General features: G+C 40.2%; 21 protein-coding genes. 7 read left to right on the forward strand and 14 right to left on the reverse strand.

Going from position 1 to position 16,381, the window contains the following annotated elements; genetic code table 11:
* The first annotated feature begins 24 nt into the window (after positions 1–24).
* The 4 genes from MTF67_RS02580 to dolP are packed head-to-tail and all read left to right on the forward strand — an operon-like array spanning position 25 to position 3,464.
* Positions 25–1,902: a penicillin-binding protein activator gene (locus MTF67_RS02580; protein WP_248518632.1), complete on the forward strand. Its 1,878-nt coding sequence runs from the start codon at positions 25–27 to the stop codon at positions 1,900–1,902.
* 9 nt (positions 1,903–1,911) lie between these two features.
* Positions 1,912–2,283, forward strand: coding sequence for a YraN family protein (locus MTF67_RS02585; RefSeq protein ID WP_006792124.1), 372 nt, complete (start codon positions 1,912–1,914; stop codon positions 2,281–2,283).
* A gap of 25 nt (positions 2,284–2,308) precedes the next feature.
* Positions 2,309–2,902 (forward strand): SIS domain-containing protein, encoded by a 594-nt coding sequence (locus MTF67_RS02590; protein WP_006792123.1) that lies wholly within the window; start codon positions 2,309–2,311, stop codon positions 2,900–2,902.
* Positions 2,895–3,464 carry a division/outer membrane stress-associated lipid-binding lipoprotein gene (dolP, locus tag MTF67_RS02595; RefSeq protein ID WP_008130334.1) on the forward strand — a complete coding sequence of 190 codons (570 nt, stop codon included), beginning with the start codon at positions 2,895–2,897 and terminating at the stop codon, positions 3,462–3,464. Before MTF67_RS02590 ends, dolP begins: the two co-directional genes overlap by 8 nt.
* A 61-nt stretch (positions 3,465–3,525) precedes the next feature.
* Here dolP and MTF67_RS02600 read toward each other — a convergent pair whose 3' ends face one another.
* From MTF67_RS02600 to zapE, 8 genes are all read right to left on the reverse strand, one after another.
* Positions 3,526–3,960, reverse strand: coding sequence for a ClpXP protease specificity-enhancing factor (locus MTF67_RS02600; protein WP_248518633.1), 435 nt, complete (start codon positions 3,958–3,960; stop codon positions 3,526–3,528).
* Entirely contained in the window at positions 3,960–4,586 is a 627-nt protein-coding gene (gene sspA / locus MTF67_RS02605; protein WP_006792120.1) for a stringent starvation protein SspA, read from the reverse strand. The genes MTF67_RS02600 and sspA overlap by 1 nt, the downstream gene beginning before the upstream one ends.
* Positions 4,587–4,665: 79 nt before the next feature.
* The gene (locus MTF67_RS02610; RefSeq protein ID WP_006792119.1) at positions 4,666–5,409 is read right to left on the reverse strand and encodes a cytochrome c1; all 744 of its coding nucleotides are present in this window, start codon (positions 5,407–5,409) and stop codon (positions 4,666–4,668) included.
* Complete coding sequence (locus tag MTF67_RS02615) at positions 5,406–6,671, reverse strand: cytochrome b N-terminal domain-containing protein (protein WP_006792118.1); 1,266 nt, start codon at positions 6,669–6,671, stop codon at positions 5,406–5,408. The genes MTF67_RS02610 and MTF67_RS02615 overlap by 4 nt, the downstream gene beginning before the upstream one ends.
* Positions 6,671–7,261 (reverse strand): ubiquinol-cytochrome c reductase iron-sulfur subunit, encoded by a 591-nt coding sequence (gene petA, locus MTF67_RS02620; protein ID WP_006792117.1) that lies wholly within the window; start codon positions 7,259–7,261, stop codon positions 6,671–6,673. Before petA ends, MTF67_RS02615 begins: the two co-directional genes overlap by 1 nt.
* Before the next feature lie 578 nt (positions 7,262–7,839).
* Positions 7,840–8,232, reverse strand: coding sequence for a 30S ribosomal protein S9 (gene rpsI, locus MTF67_RS02625; RefSeq protein WP_086007041.1), 393 nt, complete (start codon positions 8,230–8,232; stop codon positions 7,840–7,842).
* A gap of 8 nt (positions 8,233–8,240) precedes the next feature.
* Positions 8,241–8,669, reverse strand: coding sequence for a 50S ribosomal protein L13 (rplM, locus tag MTF67_RS02630; protein ID WP_002957960.1), 429 nt, complete (start codon positions 8,667–8,669; stop codon positions 8,241–8,243).
* Between the two features lie 270 nt (positions 8,670–8,939).
* Positions 8,940–10,028: a cell division protein ZapE gene (gene zapE / locus MTF67_RS02635; protein WP_008130324.1), complete on the reverse strand. Its 1,089-nt coding sequence runs from the start codon at positions 10,026–10,028 to the stop codon at positions 8,940–8,942.
* Between the two features lie 132 nt (positions 10,029–10,160).
* On the opposite strand from zapE, the gene MTF67_RS02640 reads away from it, so the two are divergent.
* Positions 10,161–10,604, forward strand: coding sequence for a YhcB family protein (locus MTF67_RS02640; protein ID WP_008130322.1), 444 nt, complete (start codon positions 10,161–10,163; stop codon positions 10,602–10,604).
* Between the two features lie 132 nt (positions 10,605–10,736).
* The gene (locus MTF67_RS02645) at positions 10,737–12,089 is read left to right on the forward strand and encodes a Do family serine endopeptidase (RefSeq protein WP_008130320.1); all 1,353 of its coding nucleotides are present in this window, start codon (positions 10,737–10,739) and stop codon (positions 12,087–12,089) included.
* Here MTF67_RS02645 and MTF67_RS02650 read toward each other — a convergent pair.
* Positions 12,073–12,402: a hypothetical protein gene (locus MTF67_RS02650; RefSeq protein WP_248518738.1), complete on the reverse strand. Its 330-nt coding sequence runs from the start codon at positions 12,400–12,402 to the stop codon at positions 12,073–12,075. The genes MTF67_RS02645 and MTF67_RS02650 overlap by 17 nt on opposite strands.
* Between MTF67_RS02650 and MTF67_RS02655 the strand changes: the two genes are divergently transcribed.
* Complete coding sequence (locus MTF67_RS02655; RefSeq protein WP_248518736.1) at positions 12,317–13,273, forward strand: trypsin-like peptidase domain-containing protein; 957 nt, start codon at positions 12,317–12,319, stop codon at positions 13,271–13,273. The two genes, MTF67_RS02650 and MTF67_RS02655, sit on opposite strands and share 86 nt — an antisense overlap.
* Positions 13,274–13,318: 45 nt before the next feature.
* Here the strand turns inward: MTF67_RS02655 and murA are convergent, their stop codons facing one another.
* The 5 genes from murA to mlaD are packed head-to-tail and all read right to left on the reverse strand — an operon-like array spanning position 13,319 to position 16,375.
* Entirely contained in the window at positions 13,319–14,578 is a 1,260-nt protein-coding gene (gene murA / locus MTF67_RS02660) for a UDP-N-acetylglucosamine 1-carboxyvinyltransferase (RefSeq protein ID WP_008130314.1), read from the reverse strand.
* A gap of 13 nt (positions 14,579–14,591) precedes the next feature.
* The gene (locus MTF67_RS02665) at positions 14,592–14,849 is read right to left on the reverse strand and encodes a BolA family protein (protein ID WP_006792109.1); all 258 of its coding nucleotides are present in this window, start codon (positions 14,847–14,849) and stop codon (positions 14,592–14,594) included.
* A gap of 5 nt (positions 14,850–14,854) precedes the next feature.
* Complete coding sequence (locus tag MTF67_RS02670; RefSeq protein WP_006792108.1) at positions 14,855–15,148, reverse strand: STAS domain-containing protein; 294 nt, start codon at positions 15,146–15,148, stop codon at positions 14,855–14,857.
* On the reverse strand, positions 15,141–15,821 hold the full coding sequence (locus MTF67_RS02675) for an ABC transporter substrate-binding protein (RefSeq protein ID WP_010555664.1): 681 nt from the start codon (positions 15,819–15,821) through the stop codon (positions 15,141–15,143). The genes MTF67_RS02670 and MTF67_RS02675 overlap by 8 nt, the downstream gene beginning before the upstream one ends.
* 5 nt (positions 15,822–15,826) lie before the next feature.
* Positions 15,827–16,375, reverse strand: coding sequence for an outer membrane lipid asymmetry maintenance protein MlaD (gene mlaD, locus MTF67_RS02680; protein WP_006792106.1), 549 nt, complete (start codon positions 16,373–16,375; stop codon positions 15,827–15,829).
* Positions 16,376–16,381: the final 6 nt, after the last annotated feature.

The following is a 16,381-nucleotide window of genomic DNA, read 5'->3' on the forward strand; positions in this document are numbered from 1 at the left end:
GCGTTAACGTATTGGGAAATCATTGTGCGACTTAAACTAGTTGGTCTATTAATTATATTGTCAGGGTTATCGGCGTGTAGCACAACCGAAAAACCAATTAAAAAAAGCGATAACTTCAGCAGCAGTGCTAATGCGCTAAAAAATCAAGCGACTAATGCGCAGTCTATCTATCAATTGGCCGTAAATCGCGAAGGTGCAGATAAAATACAATTATTGTATAGCGCACGTGATGCTGCTATTTCTGAGAAGAGCTGGCCATTATTAGAGCAAATTGGTAGCGACCTAGAGTTAACAGCGAGTGTCGATCAAACTCAAAATCGCCTTTATATTGCATACGCGCAAAAGCAACAAAATAAAAATGACCAGTCTTTGATTATTTTACAATCGTTAGATGGTCAACTGACACAACCTGAACACTTTGCATGGCATCAGTTTTTAACAGCCAGTATTTACGCCTCACAAAATTTCCCTAAAAAAGCGGCTCCCTATTTTTTTAGAGCATCAGAAACATCTACAAAAAATAATATTGATATACCACAACTCGACCAACAATTATGGGATAACCTAAAACAGCTTTCTTCTTATGCGCTGGAGCGTTTTAACCGTGGCTCTGTTATTCAACAAGGCTGGGTAAATCTTGCTTTATACCATCAAGTATATGCAGGTAGCGGTGTAGAGTTAGATCAAGCAATAAATAATTGGCGACGCCGTTACGTGGGGCACCCTGCTGGAGCCGTGTTACCTAAACAAGATGAAAACTTTGTTGAATTAGCACCTTTGAACATTGACCGCTTAGTTTTGTTATTCCCTCAATCAGGTCCTAACGAACGCCTAGGTGATGCTTTAAAAGCAGGAGCTTTAGCCGCATTAGATAAACAAAATATTAATGAAGCTATTTTTATTGATGAAAATTTAAGTACTGCAGACATTGCAGCAAAACTTGACCAAATTAAACCTGACTTTGTAGTTGGGCCACTACTTAAAGCGAACATAGATAAGCTTACGGCAGCTAAAACGCTTATTAATATTCCTACGTTGCATTTAAATACATTCGATGGAGACACTATTTCGCTCCAACACTACTATTTTGCCCTAAACCCAGAGCACGAAGTTGAACAAGCTTTAGAGCATTTTCTAGCTATGGGATATCAAAAACCCATGCTACTCGCTCCAGAAAATACGAATGGCCAGCGCTTAGTTGATTTTTTTAATCAGCAATGGCAACGCTACAGCGAGACTAAACCTCAAATTGGTTTTTATGAAAACAATCAAGACATGCCAAAAACGATTAGTAGTTTATTAGAAGTTGATCAATCTAAAGAGCGTATAAAAACAATAAAAGCCTTATTTAAGCAAGAAGTTGAAAGTGAAACACGCTCACGTAGTGATATTGATGTGATTTATATTTTAGGTGATGCAATAGAAACACGCTTAATTAAGCCCTACCTCGATGTAAATGTGAGTACATTCTCAGAGCGAATTCCGCTGTATGCGAGCTCAAAAAGTCACAGTAAGCAAATTGACTCAACCGACAAAGGCGATTTAGACGGCCTGTATTTCACAGAATTACCTTGGATGCTTAATTCACAAATCACACAACATAACTTACGTGAGCAGTATAATTTGCTTTGGCCCGAGCAAGCCGATATTAGCCAGCGCTTATTCGCCATGGCATACGATGCAGTACTCGTTATTAACGATATTAGGCAGTTGAGCTTAATGCCTGGCAATAAATTTAGCGGTTTGAGCGGTAAGTTATCAGTTAATAGTAATGGTCACCTACAACGCGTACTTGATTGGGCTCAATATACTAATCGCCAAATTAAGTCTGTGCAGTTAAAAACACAACGCCCTGTGCCCTTATTTATGCAGTCGGCTAGCGGTGTAAAAACGATAAATTAAGGGGGCGGCATGTCGTGGTTTAAAGAGCTGTGGCAAAATAGTCGTGAAAAAGGTCAGTATTACGAACTACAAGCGCAAAAATACCTAGTAGCGCAAGGTTTAAAACCTATAGAACGTAATTATTACTGCCCCTTTGGTGAGCTCGATATTATTATGAAAGAGGGTAACACCCTTGTTTTTGTGGAAGTGAAGTTTCGCAAAAACAACGCTCGAGGTGGTGCTAATTATGCGCTCAGCGCTCAAAAACAAGCACGGCTTAAACGTAGTATTCATCATTACTTAGCAGCTAAAAACTTAACAAATCAGGCATTAAGAATTGACTATGTAGCCATAACCGGAGAATCATCTCCTACATATAATTGGCTTAAAAACGTATTTTAAAAATACTAAAAAGAATTGGTAGGCTATGCAAGACACGATAAAAGAAATTTTCACAGAAAGTATTCAAGTTCAAATAGCCGCTGGAGAGGTCCTTCCCAGTGCTCTTGAATCGGCCGCGTTCACAATTGCACAAAGCCTTATTAACGGTAATAAGTTAATTTGTTGCGGGACAGCTAACTGTCATATGCTTGCGCAACATATAGCGGGTATATTGGTCAATCACTACGAAACAGAGCGTCCTTGCTTGCCTGCTATTGCTTTGTCACAAGAAAATATAAATCTTGGACAGAACAATCACAGTGATGATCACGATACATTTGCCCGTCAAATCCGTGCATTCGCTCAACAAGGTGACTTACTATTGGTATTAGCAATTAATGGCAATGAAAAGCAGGTAATTTCAGCCGTTGAAGCTGCACTTACACGCGATATGAAGGTCATTGTAATGGTCGGTGACGATGGCGGTGAATTAGTGGGTTTACTTGGCCCTAATGATGTTGAAATAAGAACACCGTCTAAACGTCCAAGCCGTATTATAGAGTCGCATTTAACTAACTTACATTGTTTAAGTGAACTTATAGATTTAACGCTTTTCCCGCAGGATGAAAATTATGTTTAAACGCTCCCTTATTATTTTAGGTACCGTTGTATTATTACAAGGCTGTGCTGCAGCTGTTGTAGCCGGCACTGCCAGTGCAGTAACCGCTGCAAACGACCGTCGCACTATAGGCTCTCAAATCGATGATAACAATATAGAAATTAAAGCTAGCATTGCTATTAGTGAAGTTGAACGCCTAGAAAAGTCTGCTCGAGTTAACGCTATAAGTGTCAATGGTATTGTTTTGCTTGTTGGTCAAGTTGCTAATCAGGAAATGAAAAACGAAGCACAAATAACCGTAGAAGCGATTGCCGGCATTCGTAAAATTCATAACCAACTTCGTATTGGTTCAAATATTGGTATAACAACTCAAACTCATGATTCGTGGCTTACCTCAAAGGTAAAAGCACAGTTACTAGCAGCTAAAGATATTAGTAGCAATAACATTAAAGTGGTTACAGAAAACGCTGAGGTTTATTTGATGGGCTTGGTGTCTCAAGATGAAGCTAATCGTGCAGTTGATATTGCACGTAATGTGTCGGGCGTTGAGCGAGTAGTAAAGGTATTTGAATATATTAATTAAAAGCCACTAAATTACAGCGATAAAAAAACCGCTTTTAAGCGGTTTTTTTGTGATCTACATATTATTTTATAACACGTAAATGTGAGCCTTTTTTCTTTTCAGGTTTTTCTGGCGGTGTTTCATCTATATTCTTAGATGAATCAACACTTTCTAGCCCTGTATCAAACTCGTCTTCGTCCTCTACAAACTCGTCTGCAGTGAAGACTGTACCTTCGCCATTCTCACGGGCGTAAATTGCAAGCACAGCACCTAAAGGTACATAAACTTGCATTGGCTGACCGCCAAAACGCGCGTTAAAACTAAGTTGGGTTAGGTCTAACGAAAACTGTGTTACTGCTGATGGGCTAATGTTAAGCACTATTTGTCCATCTTGCACAAATTGTGTAGGCACTTGCACATTCGCAAAACCAGCGTCCACCACAATATGTGGCGTACATTCGTTATCGACTATCCAATCAAAAAAAGCACGTAATAAATAAGGACGATTAGGCGTCATTATAAACGGATCTCACGCTCAGCTTCAGTTAAAGAGGCTTGGAATGACTCACGTTCGAATAAACGGATCATGTACTCTTTCATCTCTTTAGAGCCTGCACCATTAAGCTCAATACCAAACTCAGGTAAACGCCATAGTAGTGGTGCTAAGTAACAATCTACTAAGCTAAACTCTTCACTCATAAAGTAAGGAGCTTCGCTAAAGATAGGAGCTACTGCAAGTAATGCCTCAGTTAACTCTTTACGAGCTTGTGCTGCATCTGATGTATTATTACTGATTTTAGCAGCTAAGCTGTACCAATCAGTATCAATGCGGTGCATCATTAAACGGCTACGACCACGCATTACCGGGTAAACAGGCATTAGTGGAGGATGAGGGAAACGTTCATCAAGGTATTCCATGATGATATTTGCCTGATATAAACCAAGCTCACGGTCAATCAGTGTTGGCACTGTACCGTAAGGGTTAATTTCGTGAAGTGCTTCTGGCAGATTATCCTTTTCAGCCAAATGAATATCTACACTTACACCTTTTTCTGCAAGTACGATACGTACTTGATGGCTATACATACAGTTAGCCCCAGAGAAAAGGGTCATTACAGGGCGCTTATTGGCAGCTACGGCCATGCCTACCTCCATTAAATAACTAAAACAGCAATAGGGGCTTAAGCCCCTATTGCAAAATTACCTTTAAATATGTTCAAACTTAATGAACATCTCTCCAGTATTCTTTCTTAAGCATAAATGCCAAGATAAACAGGATAACTAAGAACCCAATTACCTTAATACCTAGCGCTTCCGATTCAAGTCGAGTAGGTTCACCTACGTACTCTAGGAAATTCGTTAAATCACGAACAGCTTGGTCATACTCATCTACACTCATCTCGCCTGAACCATCTGTTTCAGTACCTGTGATATGTACAGTTGTTACACCATCAACAGTTACTTCTTCAGTTATAGGAGTAGGAACACCCTGAAGTTCTTGTAGAACATGTGGCATACCTACTGATGGAAATAACGTATTATTTACACCAAACGGACGAGACTCATCTTTATAAAATGATTTCAAGTACGTGTAAATCCAGTCACTTCCACGTACACGTGCAACATTAGTTAAATCCGGCGGAGCCGCACCAAACCATTTTGCTGCATCATCTTTAGCCATTGAGTTCTTAATATGGCTACCTACTTTTGAACCATCAAAAATAAGCTGCTCTTGGCCAACTTCCGTTGGAATACCAATATCACGGAAAGTACGTTCATAACGCTGATACTGCATTTGGTGACAACCAAGACAGTAGTTCATGAACAACTTAGCGCCGCGCTGCAAAGATGGCTGATCAGATATATCGTTACCCGCGTCCATTAGTGGAACTGACGGGCCTGCCGCCATTGCAGGTAACATATTTACTGATAAAGCGAATAAACCAATTATTAGTTTTTTCATCATTTCGTTAACCTCTCAGGCAATGGCTTAGTTTTTTCATTCTTACTGTAAACAAATAACAGTACGAAGAACATAAAGTAAGTCACAGTACAAACTTGCGAAACAATTGTTTTAAAGTCAGTTTGCGGTGTAGCACCAACCCAACCTAAAAGAACAAAAGTAACAACAAAGCCTGCAATGTTCCATTTGTGGAAACCACAACGGTAACGAACAGAGCGAACTGAACCACGGTCAATCCAAGGTAATAACGCAAGTACTACAATTGACGCACCCATTGCTGCAACACCCATTAATTTATCAGGGATTGCGCGCAAGATTGCGTAGAATGGCGTGAAGTACCAAACAGGGAATATATGTTCCGGTGTTTTAAGTGGGTTTGCCGCTTCAAAGTTTGGCGCCTCTAAAAAGAAACCACCCATAGCAGGCATAAAGAACACAACCCAACAGAACAATATTAAGAAACCAACCACGCCCACAATATCTTTTACTGTGTAATAAGGATGGAACGGAATCGCATCAATAATGTCTTTTTTATCAGTGTAGTATTCATGGAACTTAAACTTAGGCTTATCTTCTTCAGGAACCGTGCCTTTTTTACGTTTGTTATCAATACCGTCTGGGTTATTAGAACCCACTTCGTGTAGTGCAACAATGTGTAAAAATACTAAGATAACAATAACCAATGGCAGTGCAATTACGTGTAATGCAAAGAAGCGGTTAAGCGTTGCGCCAGAAATTACGTAGTCACCACGGATCCAAAGTGTAAGGTCATCACCAATAACAGGAATAGCCCCGAATAATGAAATGATTACCTGTGCACCCCAGAACGACATTTGGCCCCATGGTAATAAGTAACCCATGAATGCTTCAGCCATTAGGGCTAAGAAAATAAACATACCAAACAACCACAGTAACTCACGTGGTTTTTGGTAAGAACCGTAGATCATGCCACGGAACATATGCAGGTATACAACAATGAAGAATGCTGATGCACCGGTTGAATGCAGATAGCGCAGTAACCAGCCATAATCTACATCACGCATGATATATTCTATTGATGCAAATGCACCTTCAGCAGACGGTACGTAGTTCATTGTTAGCCAAATACCGGTCAGTATTTGGTTAACTAGTACTAACATTGCTAATGAGCCAAAGAAGTACCAAAAGTTAAAGTTTTTAGGTGCTGGATACTGTGCAATATGCATGTTCCAAACACGTGTCATTGGGATTCTGTCGTCAATCCAACCAATAATCTTACCAAACATTAGGCCACCCCTTGTTCTTCGCCCACTAAAATAGTGGTTTCATCAAGAAAAGTATATGGTGGAATTTCTAAGTTTAATGGTGCTGGAACCGATTGAAAAACACGGCCAGCCATATCAAATTTAGAACCGTGACATGGACAATAAAAACCATCATCAGTCCCTTCCACTTTTTCACCAAAGCCACCTTGTAAAAAGCTAGGTGAACATCCTAAATGCGTACAAATACCTACAGCGACAAAAATCTCTGGACGTAATGAACGGTAGTCATTTGTTGATGATTCTAATTGTTGTGGCTCTTGCGATTGCGGATCACGAAGTTGACCTTCATGTTCTTTCATTTGCTCAAGCATTTTTGGGGTTCGTGATACAACCCATACAGGTTTACCACGCCACTCGACACGTATTAATTGTCCTGGCTCAAGTTTGCTTATATCTACTTCTACAGGCGCACCCGCAGATTTAGCTCGCTCACTTGGATTCCAAGACGCAATAAAAGGAACAGCAGCCCCAGCCGCACCAACACCACCAACAACAGAGGTAGCTATGGTTAAAAAGCGACGTCGGCCATTGTCTACAGGCGCATTGCTCATCCACTTATCTCCACTTACGATTCTCAACACTTGCTATATTGAGAACATCAGTTACAGCAGGTTAATTATTCGAAATTTTTAAAATAGAAATGATCATAATTAAAACCCTTGTTTAAAACAAGGTTATTAACAACTCAGGTCTTGAAAAATATTAATTTCACCAATGGTTTGATTAAGCTAGTTCGAGCACGAGCCGAAAAGTAATAATATCACTTCTGTAAAAACGATGTAGTGACCAAGATCAACTCCACTAAGCGGAAGTTTTAAGACTACACATAGTGTTATAAAACTTGATCGTTTTACTTCCACGCCAATTGTAGCAAAAAATTCCATCAATTAACTGATGGATTTAAACTAATTACGATAATTATTTAACTTTTTTGCACCTATCTGGCTATTTACTTCCTTTCGTTCAATTAATACGCCGTTATTGCACTGTGTGATCATCATAAACAGTAATTTGCAATTACAGCTTAGGCTAACAATTTTTTAAAGCTCAAAGGAATCAGAAGAAATTTATCGCCAATAACAAAAAACCCAGCATAAGCTGGGTTTTTGAATTCTTGATAACGTATAGATTAACGTTTTGAGAACTGTGGACGCTTACGCGCTTTCTTAAGACCCACTTTCTTACGTTCAACTTTACGTGCATCACGAGTAACGAAACCTGCTTTACGAAGTTGTGGACGTAGTGACTCGTCAAACTCCATAAGTGCACGAGTGATACCGTGACGGATAGCACCAGCTTGACCAGTTGTACCACCACCAGAAACGGTGATGAAAAGGTCAAATTTTTCAGTCATATCAACAAGCTCAAGAGCTTGATGAACAACCATGCGTGCTGTTTCGCGACCAAAGTACTCTTCTAAAGAGCGCTTGTTGATTACGATGTTACCAGTGCCTGGGCGTAAGAATACGCGAGCACTTGAACTTTTACGACGACCTGTACCGTAGTATTGATTTGCCATGATAGTGCTCCTTAAATGTCTAGAACCTGAGGCTGTTGTGCAGCATGGTTATGCTCAGTACCTGCGTAAACTTTAAGTTTACGGTACATAGCGCGGCCTAAAGGACCACGTGGCAACATGCCTTTAACTGCTTTTTCGATGATCATTTCAGGCTTTGCAGCTTGAAGTTTATCAAAAGTAGTAGACTTAAGGCCACCTGGAAAACCAGAGTGAGCGTAGTACACTTTATCTTTGAATTTGTTACCAGTTACAGTAACTTTCTCAGCGTTGATAACGATGATGTAATCACCAGTATCTACGTGTGGAGTGTATTCAGCTTTGTGCTTACCGCGTAGGCGATGAGCGATTTCAGTAGCGATGCGACCTAAAGTTTTACCTTCAGCGTCAACTACGTACCAGTCACGTTTTACTGTTTCTGGTTTAGCAACAAACGTTTTCATTTATAAAAATCCAATGTTTTTCAATTAAAACCACAAGTAGTTAATATTAACTACTGCTCTAAGTTTGCTATAACCCCTTCGAGTTTTAGACTTTTGCGCCGCTCATTAGTGGCTAAACTATATGAAGGCATAGAACGCAACGTGGCAGACGCGGGAGTATACCAGCACTTAAATCACATTGCTACCGATCGGTTGTTTTTCCCACAAGAAAATTATCGCTATTTACAAATAAGAGTTGGAAGCGCGCAACGACCGGCATTCTAATTTTTATTAGGCTAAATGTTCTCTTGCTAAATACTCTAACGACTGCATTTCTTGTAAACGGCTTATGCAGCGTTTAAATTCAAAATTTAAGTTACCTTGGGTGTAAAGTTCGGTAATCGGTTTTTCTGCTGAAATAATTAGCGTCACGTGGCGTTCGTAAAATTCATCTACTAGAGCAATAAAGCGCCTTGCTGCATCGTCATTACTTTGGCCAAGCTGTTTTACATTAGAAATAATTACCGTGTTATATAAACGGCTAATTTCCATGTAATCAACTTGGCTACGTGCAGTCTCACACAATTCACTAAATTCGAATAGCACGACACTTTGAGCTACTTTGCGCGTTTTTATTAAGCGCCCTTCTATTTCTATAGGGTGATCGAGTTGACCCGGTTCAGCTGACAACTTATCAAAATATTCAAATAGATTTTTATCAGCTTGTTCATCAAGCGGGCTGTGAAAAATTTCAGCTTGTTCTAAGGTTCTCAGTCGATAGTCAATACCGGAATCTACATTCACTATTTCAGTATTGAGTTTTACCAGTTCAATAGCAGGCATAAAACGAGCCCGCTGTAAGCCATTTCTATATAAATCGTCAGGTACAATATTAGAGGTAGCGACTAAAACAATTCCGCGAGCAAAAAGCGCTTCCATTAAACCACCCAGTAACATGGCATCCGTTATGTCTTGCACAAAAAATTCATCAAAACAAATGATGTCGGTTTCTGATTTAAATATATCCGCTACTTTTTCCAGTGGATTGGCCGTGTTATTTAGTTTTTTTAATTCATCATGCACACGGTGCATGAAACGATGAAAATGCACGCGCATTTTTCGATCACTTGGCAAAGCCTCGTAAAAAGTATCAACTAAATACGTTTTTCCACGTCCAACTCCGCCCCAAAAATACAGGCCTTTTATAGGTTCTGGTTCGTTTTTACCAAATAAATTAGCGAAAAAACCTGTTGATTTTGGTTTTGTTTGCGTGAGGTCATCATATAAACGTTGCAAGTGGCGCACAGCATTTTCTTGTGCTGCGTCGTGTACAAAGTCATCTCGTTTTAAATCTTGTTGATATGTTTGCCAAGGAGTCATATGTATTTTCAGTCAAAACGCAGTTTAATTTGTAAAGCATATTAACACGCATCATAACTCGGGGTATATTACACTTAATATGATTTATAAATGAATCAGCATTCTTTCGTCATTTTCCCAAAGGGGTAGTTTATGGGCACAGTTATATGGGTAGGTTTAATCGTTATTGTTGCGGTTATAGCATTTTTTATTGGTGCATTTGTTACTAAAAAACAGTTCAAACAAGATGAGTTAAAAGAGCAAGCGGAACAAGCGCAAAGCGAACTTGAGCAATACCGCCAAGACGTAGCTGACCATTTAGCAAGCACCAGCAAGCTTGTAAATAAAATGAAAGATAACTACAACCAGCTTCTTAGCCACGTTGAAGAAACTAATCAATTACTGTTAGAAGATAGAAATAAAGAACCAGCAGCCCCTTACTTTTCAAAAGAAACAACAGAGCAATTACAAGCATCTTTAAAAGAGCGTCGTTCTGATCGCTCTTCAGCAGAGGCGCAACCGGCAGACTTTGTGTCAGGTGAGTCTGGTTTATTTGCTGGTGAAAATAAAGTACAGGACCGCTCTAAAGCATCTTGATGAACTTTTTTTTGACCCCATAGTCTTTAGATATAACAGCTTTGTTGTTTTATCTTACTAACAAACTAAAAAAAGGCTGCTTATGCAGCCTTTTTTAATTTTTGTTTTTCCTAAGTGGAGTAAACCTTGACTATGAAAATGAAATTATCACTTATCAGTGCTGCTATTTTATCTACAAGCTTATTAATGAGCCCGGTAGCGTCTTACGCAAAGTTACCAATAGCAGTTAATGGGCAACAGCTACCTACTCTTGCACCTATGCTTGAACAAATCTCCCCTGGTGTTGTGAGTATTCAGGTTTCGGGCTCTAAAGAGGTTCGCCGCCGCGCCGATCCACTTGAGTTCTTTTTTGGCCAGCAACAACCTCGCAGCCAAAAGCGCCAATTTAGTGGTTTGGGTTCAGGTGTGATTATCGATGCAGATGAAGGTTATGTGGTTACTAATAATCACGTGATCCAAGATGCTGAAAAAATGATCGTTACACTCGAAGATGGACGTGAATTTGAAGCTACTAAAATTGGTACAGATAAAGAGTCTGACATTGCACTACTACAAATAGACGCTGATGACCTGACAGAAATCAAACTTGCTAACTCAGACCAATTACGAGTCGGTGATTTTGCAGTTGCTATAGGCAACCCGTTTGGCTTAAGCCACACCGTCACCTCAGGCATTGTTAGTGCCCTTGGACGCAGTGGTTTAAACATTGAAGGTTACGAAGATTTCATTCAAACAGACGCCGCAATTAACCAAGGTAATTCTGGCGGTGCTTTAGTGAATTTAAATGGAGAACTAATTGGCATTAACACCGCTATTTTAGGTGCATCTGGTGGTAACGTTGGAATTGGTTTTGCTATTCCTTCTAACATGATGAAAAACTTGGTTGATCAGATTATTGAGCATGGTGAAGTACGCCGTGGCTCGCTAGGCATATCGGGTCGTCCACTTGATGCGGGCTTAGCCAAAGCACAACAGCTTGATGTTAAACAAGGTGCTTATGTAATGCAGGTAATGGATGATACTGCTGCAAGTAAAGCAGGTATAAAAGCCGGGGATGTTATTGTAAGCATTAATGGCAGCGATATAAGCGGCTTCCATGAACTGCGCAGTAAAATTGCTACATTAGGTGAAGGCAGAGAAATAAAGCTCAGTATTTACCGGGATGGAAAAATAAAAACGCTCAAAGTTACACTCGACGGCGCGTCTGGTGTTAAAGCGGTTGGCGAAGAACTACACCCCGCATTTCAAGGGGCTGAATTAGAAAATGTTCAGAAAAATAACGCAAAGGGGATTGAAATTACTTCTGTCGATCCTCGCTCTCCTTCTGCACGGGTAGGCCTAGAAGAAGGTGACATGATAGTTCAAGTGAACCGCCAACGTGTTGAGACAATTCGCGATATGAATAAAATCATCGAAAATACGAAAGGTAATATTGTACTAGGCGTTAAACGTGGACGTGAGTCTATATTTATCCTAATTCAGTAATTAATCGCAGTATATGTGTAATAAAAATAACAGTGGCACTTGCCGCTGTTATTTTTTTTGTGCCATCATAAAGGGATTGCTCCTTTAATAATAAGAAACTTGTGCTGAAATTCATTAAATTTGTCCTCCCTCCTCTATTTGCAGGTCTCAGTATTGCTTTTTTGGTGGTTTTTTTCAGCCCAAATATGAGAGCAGCGCTGCTGCCTAATGTTCCTATCCCTAGTGCAATGAGTGCAAGCCACTTAAGCTTTTCTGATGCAGTAAAGCGCGCAGCCCCGTCAGTCGTTACTATTTTTTCTGAAAGTATTTCCAAGGAGCCCCGCTACAAAAGAAAAAACACCGTTCAGGAGTTAGGCTCTGGCGTTATTATGTCGCAAGATGGCTATATACTTACAAATTATCATGTTGTTAATAATGCTGATGTCATCATGGTGATTTTAACTGACGGCCGACGTTTTTTTGATGTGCAGCTGATAGGCTTTGATACAATTACAGATCTAGCACTACTTAAAATAAATGCAGAACACCTTCCTGTTATTCCCGTAAACGATGACTATACGACTAGCGTGGGAGATGTTGTATTAGCTATCGGCAACCCACTTAATCTTGGACAAACAATCACACAAGGAATTATTAGTGCCACAGGTAAACAAAAAATTACCGATAGCCCGTTTAATAATCTACTGCAAATGGATGCAGCAATTAATGTAGGAAATTCTGGTGGTGCACTCGTTAATTCAAATGGTGATTTAGTGGGTATTACTTCGGCGCAATTTAAAACCCGCGAAAACTTAAACATCCAAGGCATCTTTTTTGCTGTCCCCTACACCCTAGCTAAGGAAGTAATGTCTAAGCTAATTCGCCATGGCCGTGTAGTGCGTGGTTACTTAGGGTTTGAAGGCACAGCTGTAGACAGTACAGGCAAAGAGGTTAATGACAACTTAACCCCTGTGAGCGGCATGCGTATTACAAATTTAGATCCATTAGGGCCTGCGTGGCAAGCTGGCATTGAAGAACAAGATATTGTAATAAAAATTGCAGGGCTTTCAGTGGCTAATCCACAAAAGGTACTCGAAAAAATTGGCAATACTGAACCAGGTAAAGAAATAGAGTTTGAATTGTATAGAGATGGGAAAATCGAGAAAATAATGGTTACTGTGGCTGAGCTTGAAACCAAACTCTAAATAAAAAAAGGTCGGTGTAATCACACCGACCGGCATTTAAACGTGTTAGCTTGCTTTACGCTTTATGTTAGCGCCTAGCGCGCTGAGTTTATCCTCAATACGCTGATACCCTCTATCAACGTGATAAATACGATCAACAACGGTTTCACCTTGCGCTACAATCCCTGTAAGGATTAAGCTTGCTGATGCTCGTAAATCCGTAGCCATAACTTGAGCGCCCGACAAACTTTTAGTCTCACCACATATTGCTGTGTTGCCTTCTAAACGAATGTTTGCGCCCATGCGCTGTAACTCAGGCACATGCATGAAACGGTTCTCAAAAATAGTTTCTGTAATTGTCGCGCTGCCGTTAGCCACTACATTAAGTGCAGTAAACTGAGCTTGCATATCGGTTGGGAACCCAGGATGCGGGGCGGTTTTAACATTCACCGCTTTAAGCTCACGACCACGCATATCCAGATAAATAGAATCGTCTTTCACTTCAAGTAAGGCATTTGTCGCGCGCAGTTTTTCAATAACCGGTTCAAGTGAATGAAAGTCTGTGTTTTTACACAATACTTCACCACCAGCCATTGCTGCAGCAACTAAGAACGTGCCCGTTTCAATACGATCCGGTAAAATTTTATGTTCACAACCGGATAAGCGCTCTACGCCTTCAATTTCAATACGGCTCGTTCCAGCGCCTGTAATTTTAGCACCCATTGCAATCAAGCAATTTGCTAAATCGGTAATTTCAGGTTCACGGGCTGCGTTTTCTAGTACTGTTTTACCATCGGCCAACGCTGCTGCCATCAACAAGTTCTCGGTTGCGCCTACACTGACCATCTCCATAAAGATCTCAGCGCCTTTAAGGCGACCATCCACTTTAGCATTAATGTAGCCATTTTCGACGCTAATTTGCGCACCTAAACGTTCCATGCCTTGAATGTGAATATCAACAGGGCGAGCACCAATAGCACAGCCGCCTGGCAATGAAACTTGTGCCTCACCAAAGCGAGCAACTAAAGGCCCTAATGCTAATACAGACGCGCGCATTTGCTTTACTAAATCGTATGGGGCCAACGTTTTATCAACAGTTGCACCATCAATGACGAGGGTATCACTCTGCCAATTTACATCTGCACCTAATGTTTTTAGCAAAGCTTCAGTAGTTACAATATCGCGTAAGCGTGGCACATTGGTAAATGTGCTTTTACCGTCGGCCAAAAGTGAGGCAAATAAAATAGGCAGTGCCGCGTTTTTAGCACCAGAAATAGTCACCTCACCAGCAAGTGAAGTGCCACCTTGAATTACAAATTGATCCATTAGGAGGCCCTATTTATTGCGGTAAAATAAATTTTTGTTCGCGTTTCCACTCAGTCGGTGTAAAAGCACGAATAGAAACTGCATGAATAGTACCGTCTGAAATAGTATTCATTAGTGGACCATATACTAGCTGTTGCTTTTTAACTCGGCTTAAACCGTCGAAGCACTCACCCACGGCAACAACTTCATAATGGCTTCCATTGGCTTTTACATGAACTTCTGCTAATTGAAGTTCTTCGCGTAATAATGTTTCGACTTGGCTAGTTTCCATAACTCTCACTCAAATAGGGTTGTAACTTGACCCAATTGCATTAAATTTTGCAATTGCTCAGGTGGATTTTGCAATTCAAGGCGAATACCTTGCTGCTTTAATTCTGCAAAAGAGTGAATTAACCAAGCTAAGCCGGCTGTGTCAACCCTTGACACCCCACTTAGGTCAAAATAGATGGTTTTATGCTTAGTTTGTAGCTGCTTGTTCAGAAGTTGTTCATCGCCAATTGAATTTCGAGAGAGCTCGCCGCTCGCTCGAAACTGTTGATCATCAATTTGGCTTATCGCCAATTTAGTCATTCGAGCTACTGCCTCTAAATTGAACTGGAAGCTTACTTTTTTGCTCTAAAAGGTCACTTACCTTATCAATACCTTGCTGACGCAAAATACCTTGTAGCTCACTTTGCTTAGCATCTAACAAGCTTATCCCTTCAGCAATCATGTCGTATGCACGCCACTGACCACTACGATCTTCACGAACTTTAAAATCAATGCGGATATCTGGCTTACCATCTTCGATAATCTTTGTTTTTACTACAACCACATCCTGACCTTTAAATGGTTGCGGTGCACCAAATTCAACGTGTTGGTTAGTATATTGGGTAAATACACCTGCATACGTAGCAACTAAATACTCTCTAAACACGCCAATAAAGCGCTGAATATCTTTAATTGCTTGTGCTTTTTCAGCATCATCTGTGATTGCGCGCACTTTAGATACTTCACTTCCTAATACACGCAGTGCTGCGTATTTATAATCAATATAGGGCATCAACTCTTCTTCAACGATAACGCGAAGATACTCTTGATCTTTAACAATCAATGGTTGATCTTTTTTGATTCGGTCAAATGTATGCTCTGATACCTTGCGCACCATTTTATTTGGATCGTCTAACTTTACTTCTGCAGCACTCACCGTTTGCATTAGGCTTAATGCGCTAAGCGTTATAATAGCTAAATACTTTTTCAACATAATAATTACTCACTACCTTGGTTGAATAAAAACTGCCCAATTAATTCTTCTAACACAATGGCAGACTTGGTATCAATAATTGAATCCCCATTCCCTAGCGCCTTACTTTCTACGCCAAATAAGTCATCAATTGCAGTATCTTGTTCATTGTTGGTTACTGTTTCACCTAAACAACGTTGTTCAGCTGAGCTGGAGGCAATAACAGGATTTATACCTAAGTATTGCTCGCCTAAAATACCCGATGTAAGTATGGATATTGAGCTTGTATCTGAAAAACGACATAAGTATTGCGCATCAATAGTCATATCAACCACAGGTAAAAACTCTTTTGGATGAACATAAATTGACTCAACGCGACCAATTACCACACCACCTACTTTGATGGGGGCTCGTGCTTTTAATGAGCCTATATTTTCAAACTTTGCATTGAGTGAATAGGTTTCGCCTGAGCCACTAATACCTGCATTCGCCACTTTAAGCGCTAACATAGCAAAAGCTAAAATGCCAAGCGCTACAAAAAAGCCAACTAAAATTTCTAATTTCCGTGAATTCATTATTTA

This window comes from Pseudoalteromonas sp. 2CM32C (assembly GCF_023161925.1).
In the GTDB taxonomy this organism is placed as follows: Bacteria; Pseudomonadota; Gammaproteobacteria; order Enterobacterales; family Alteromonadaceae; genus Pseudoalteromonas; species Pseudoalteromonas marina.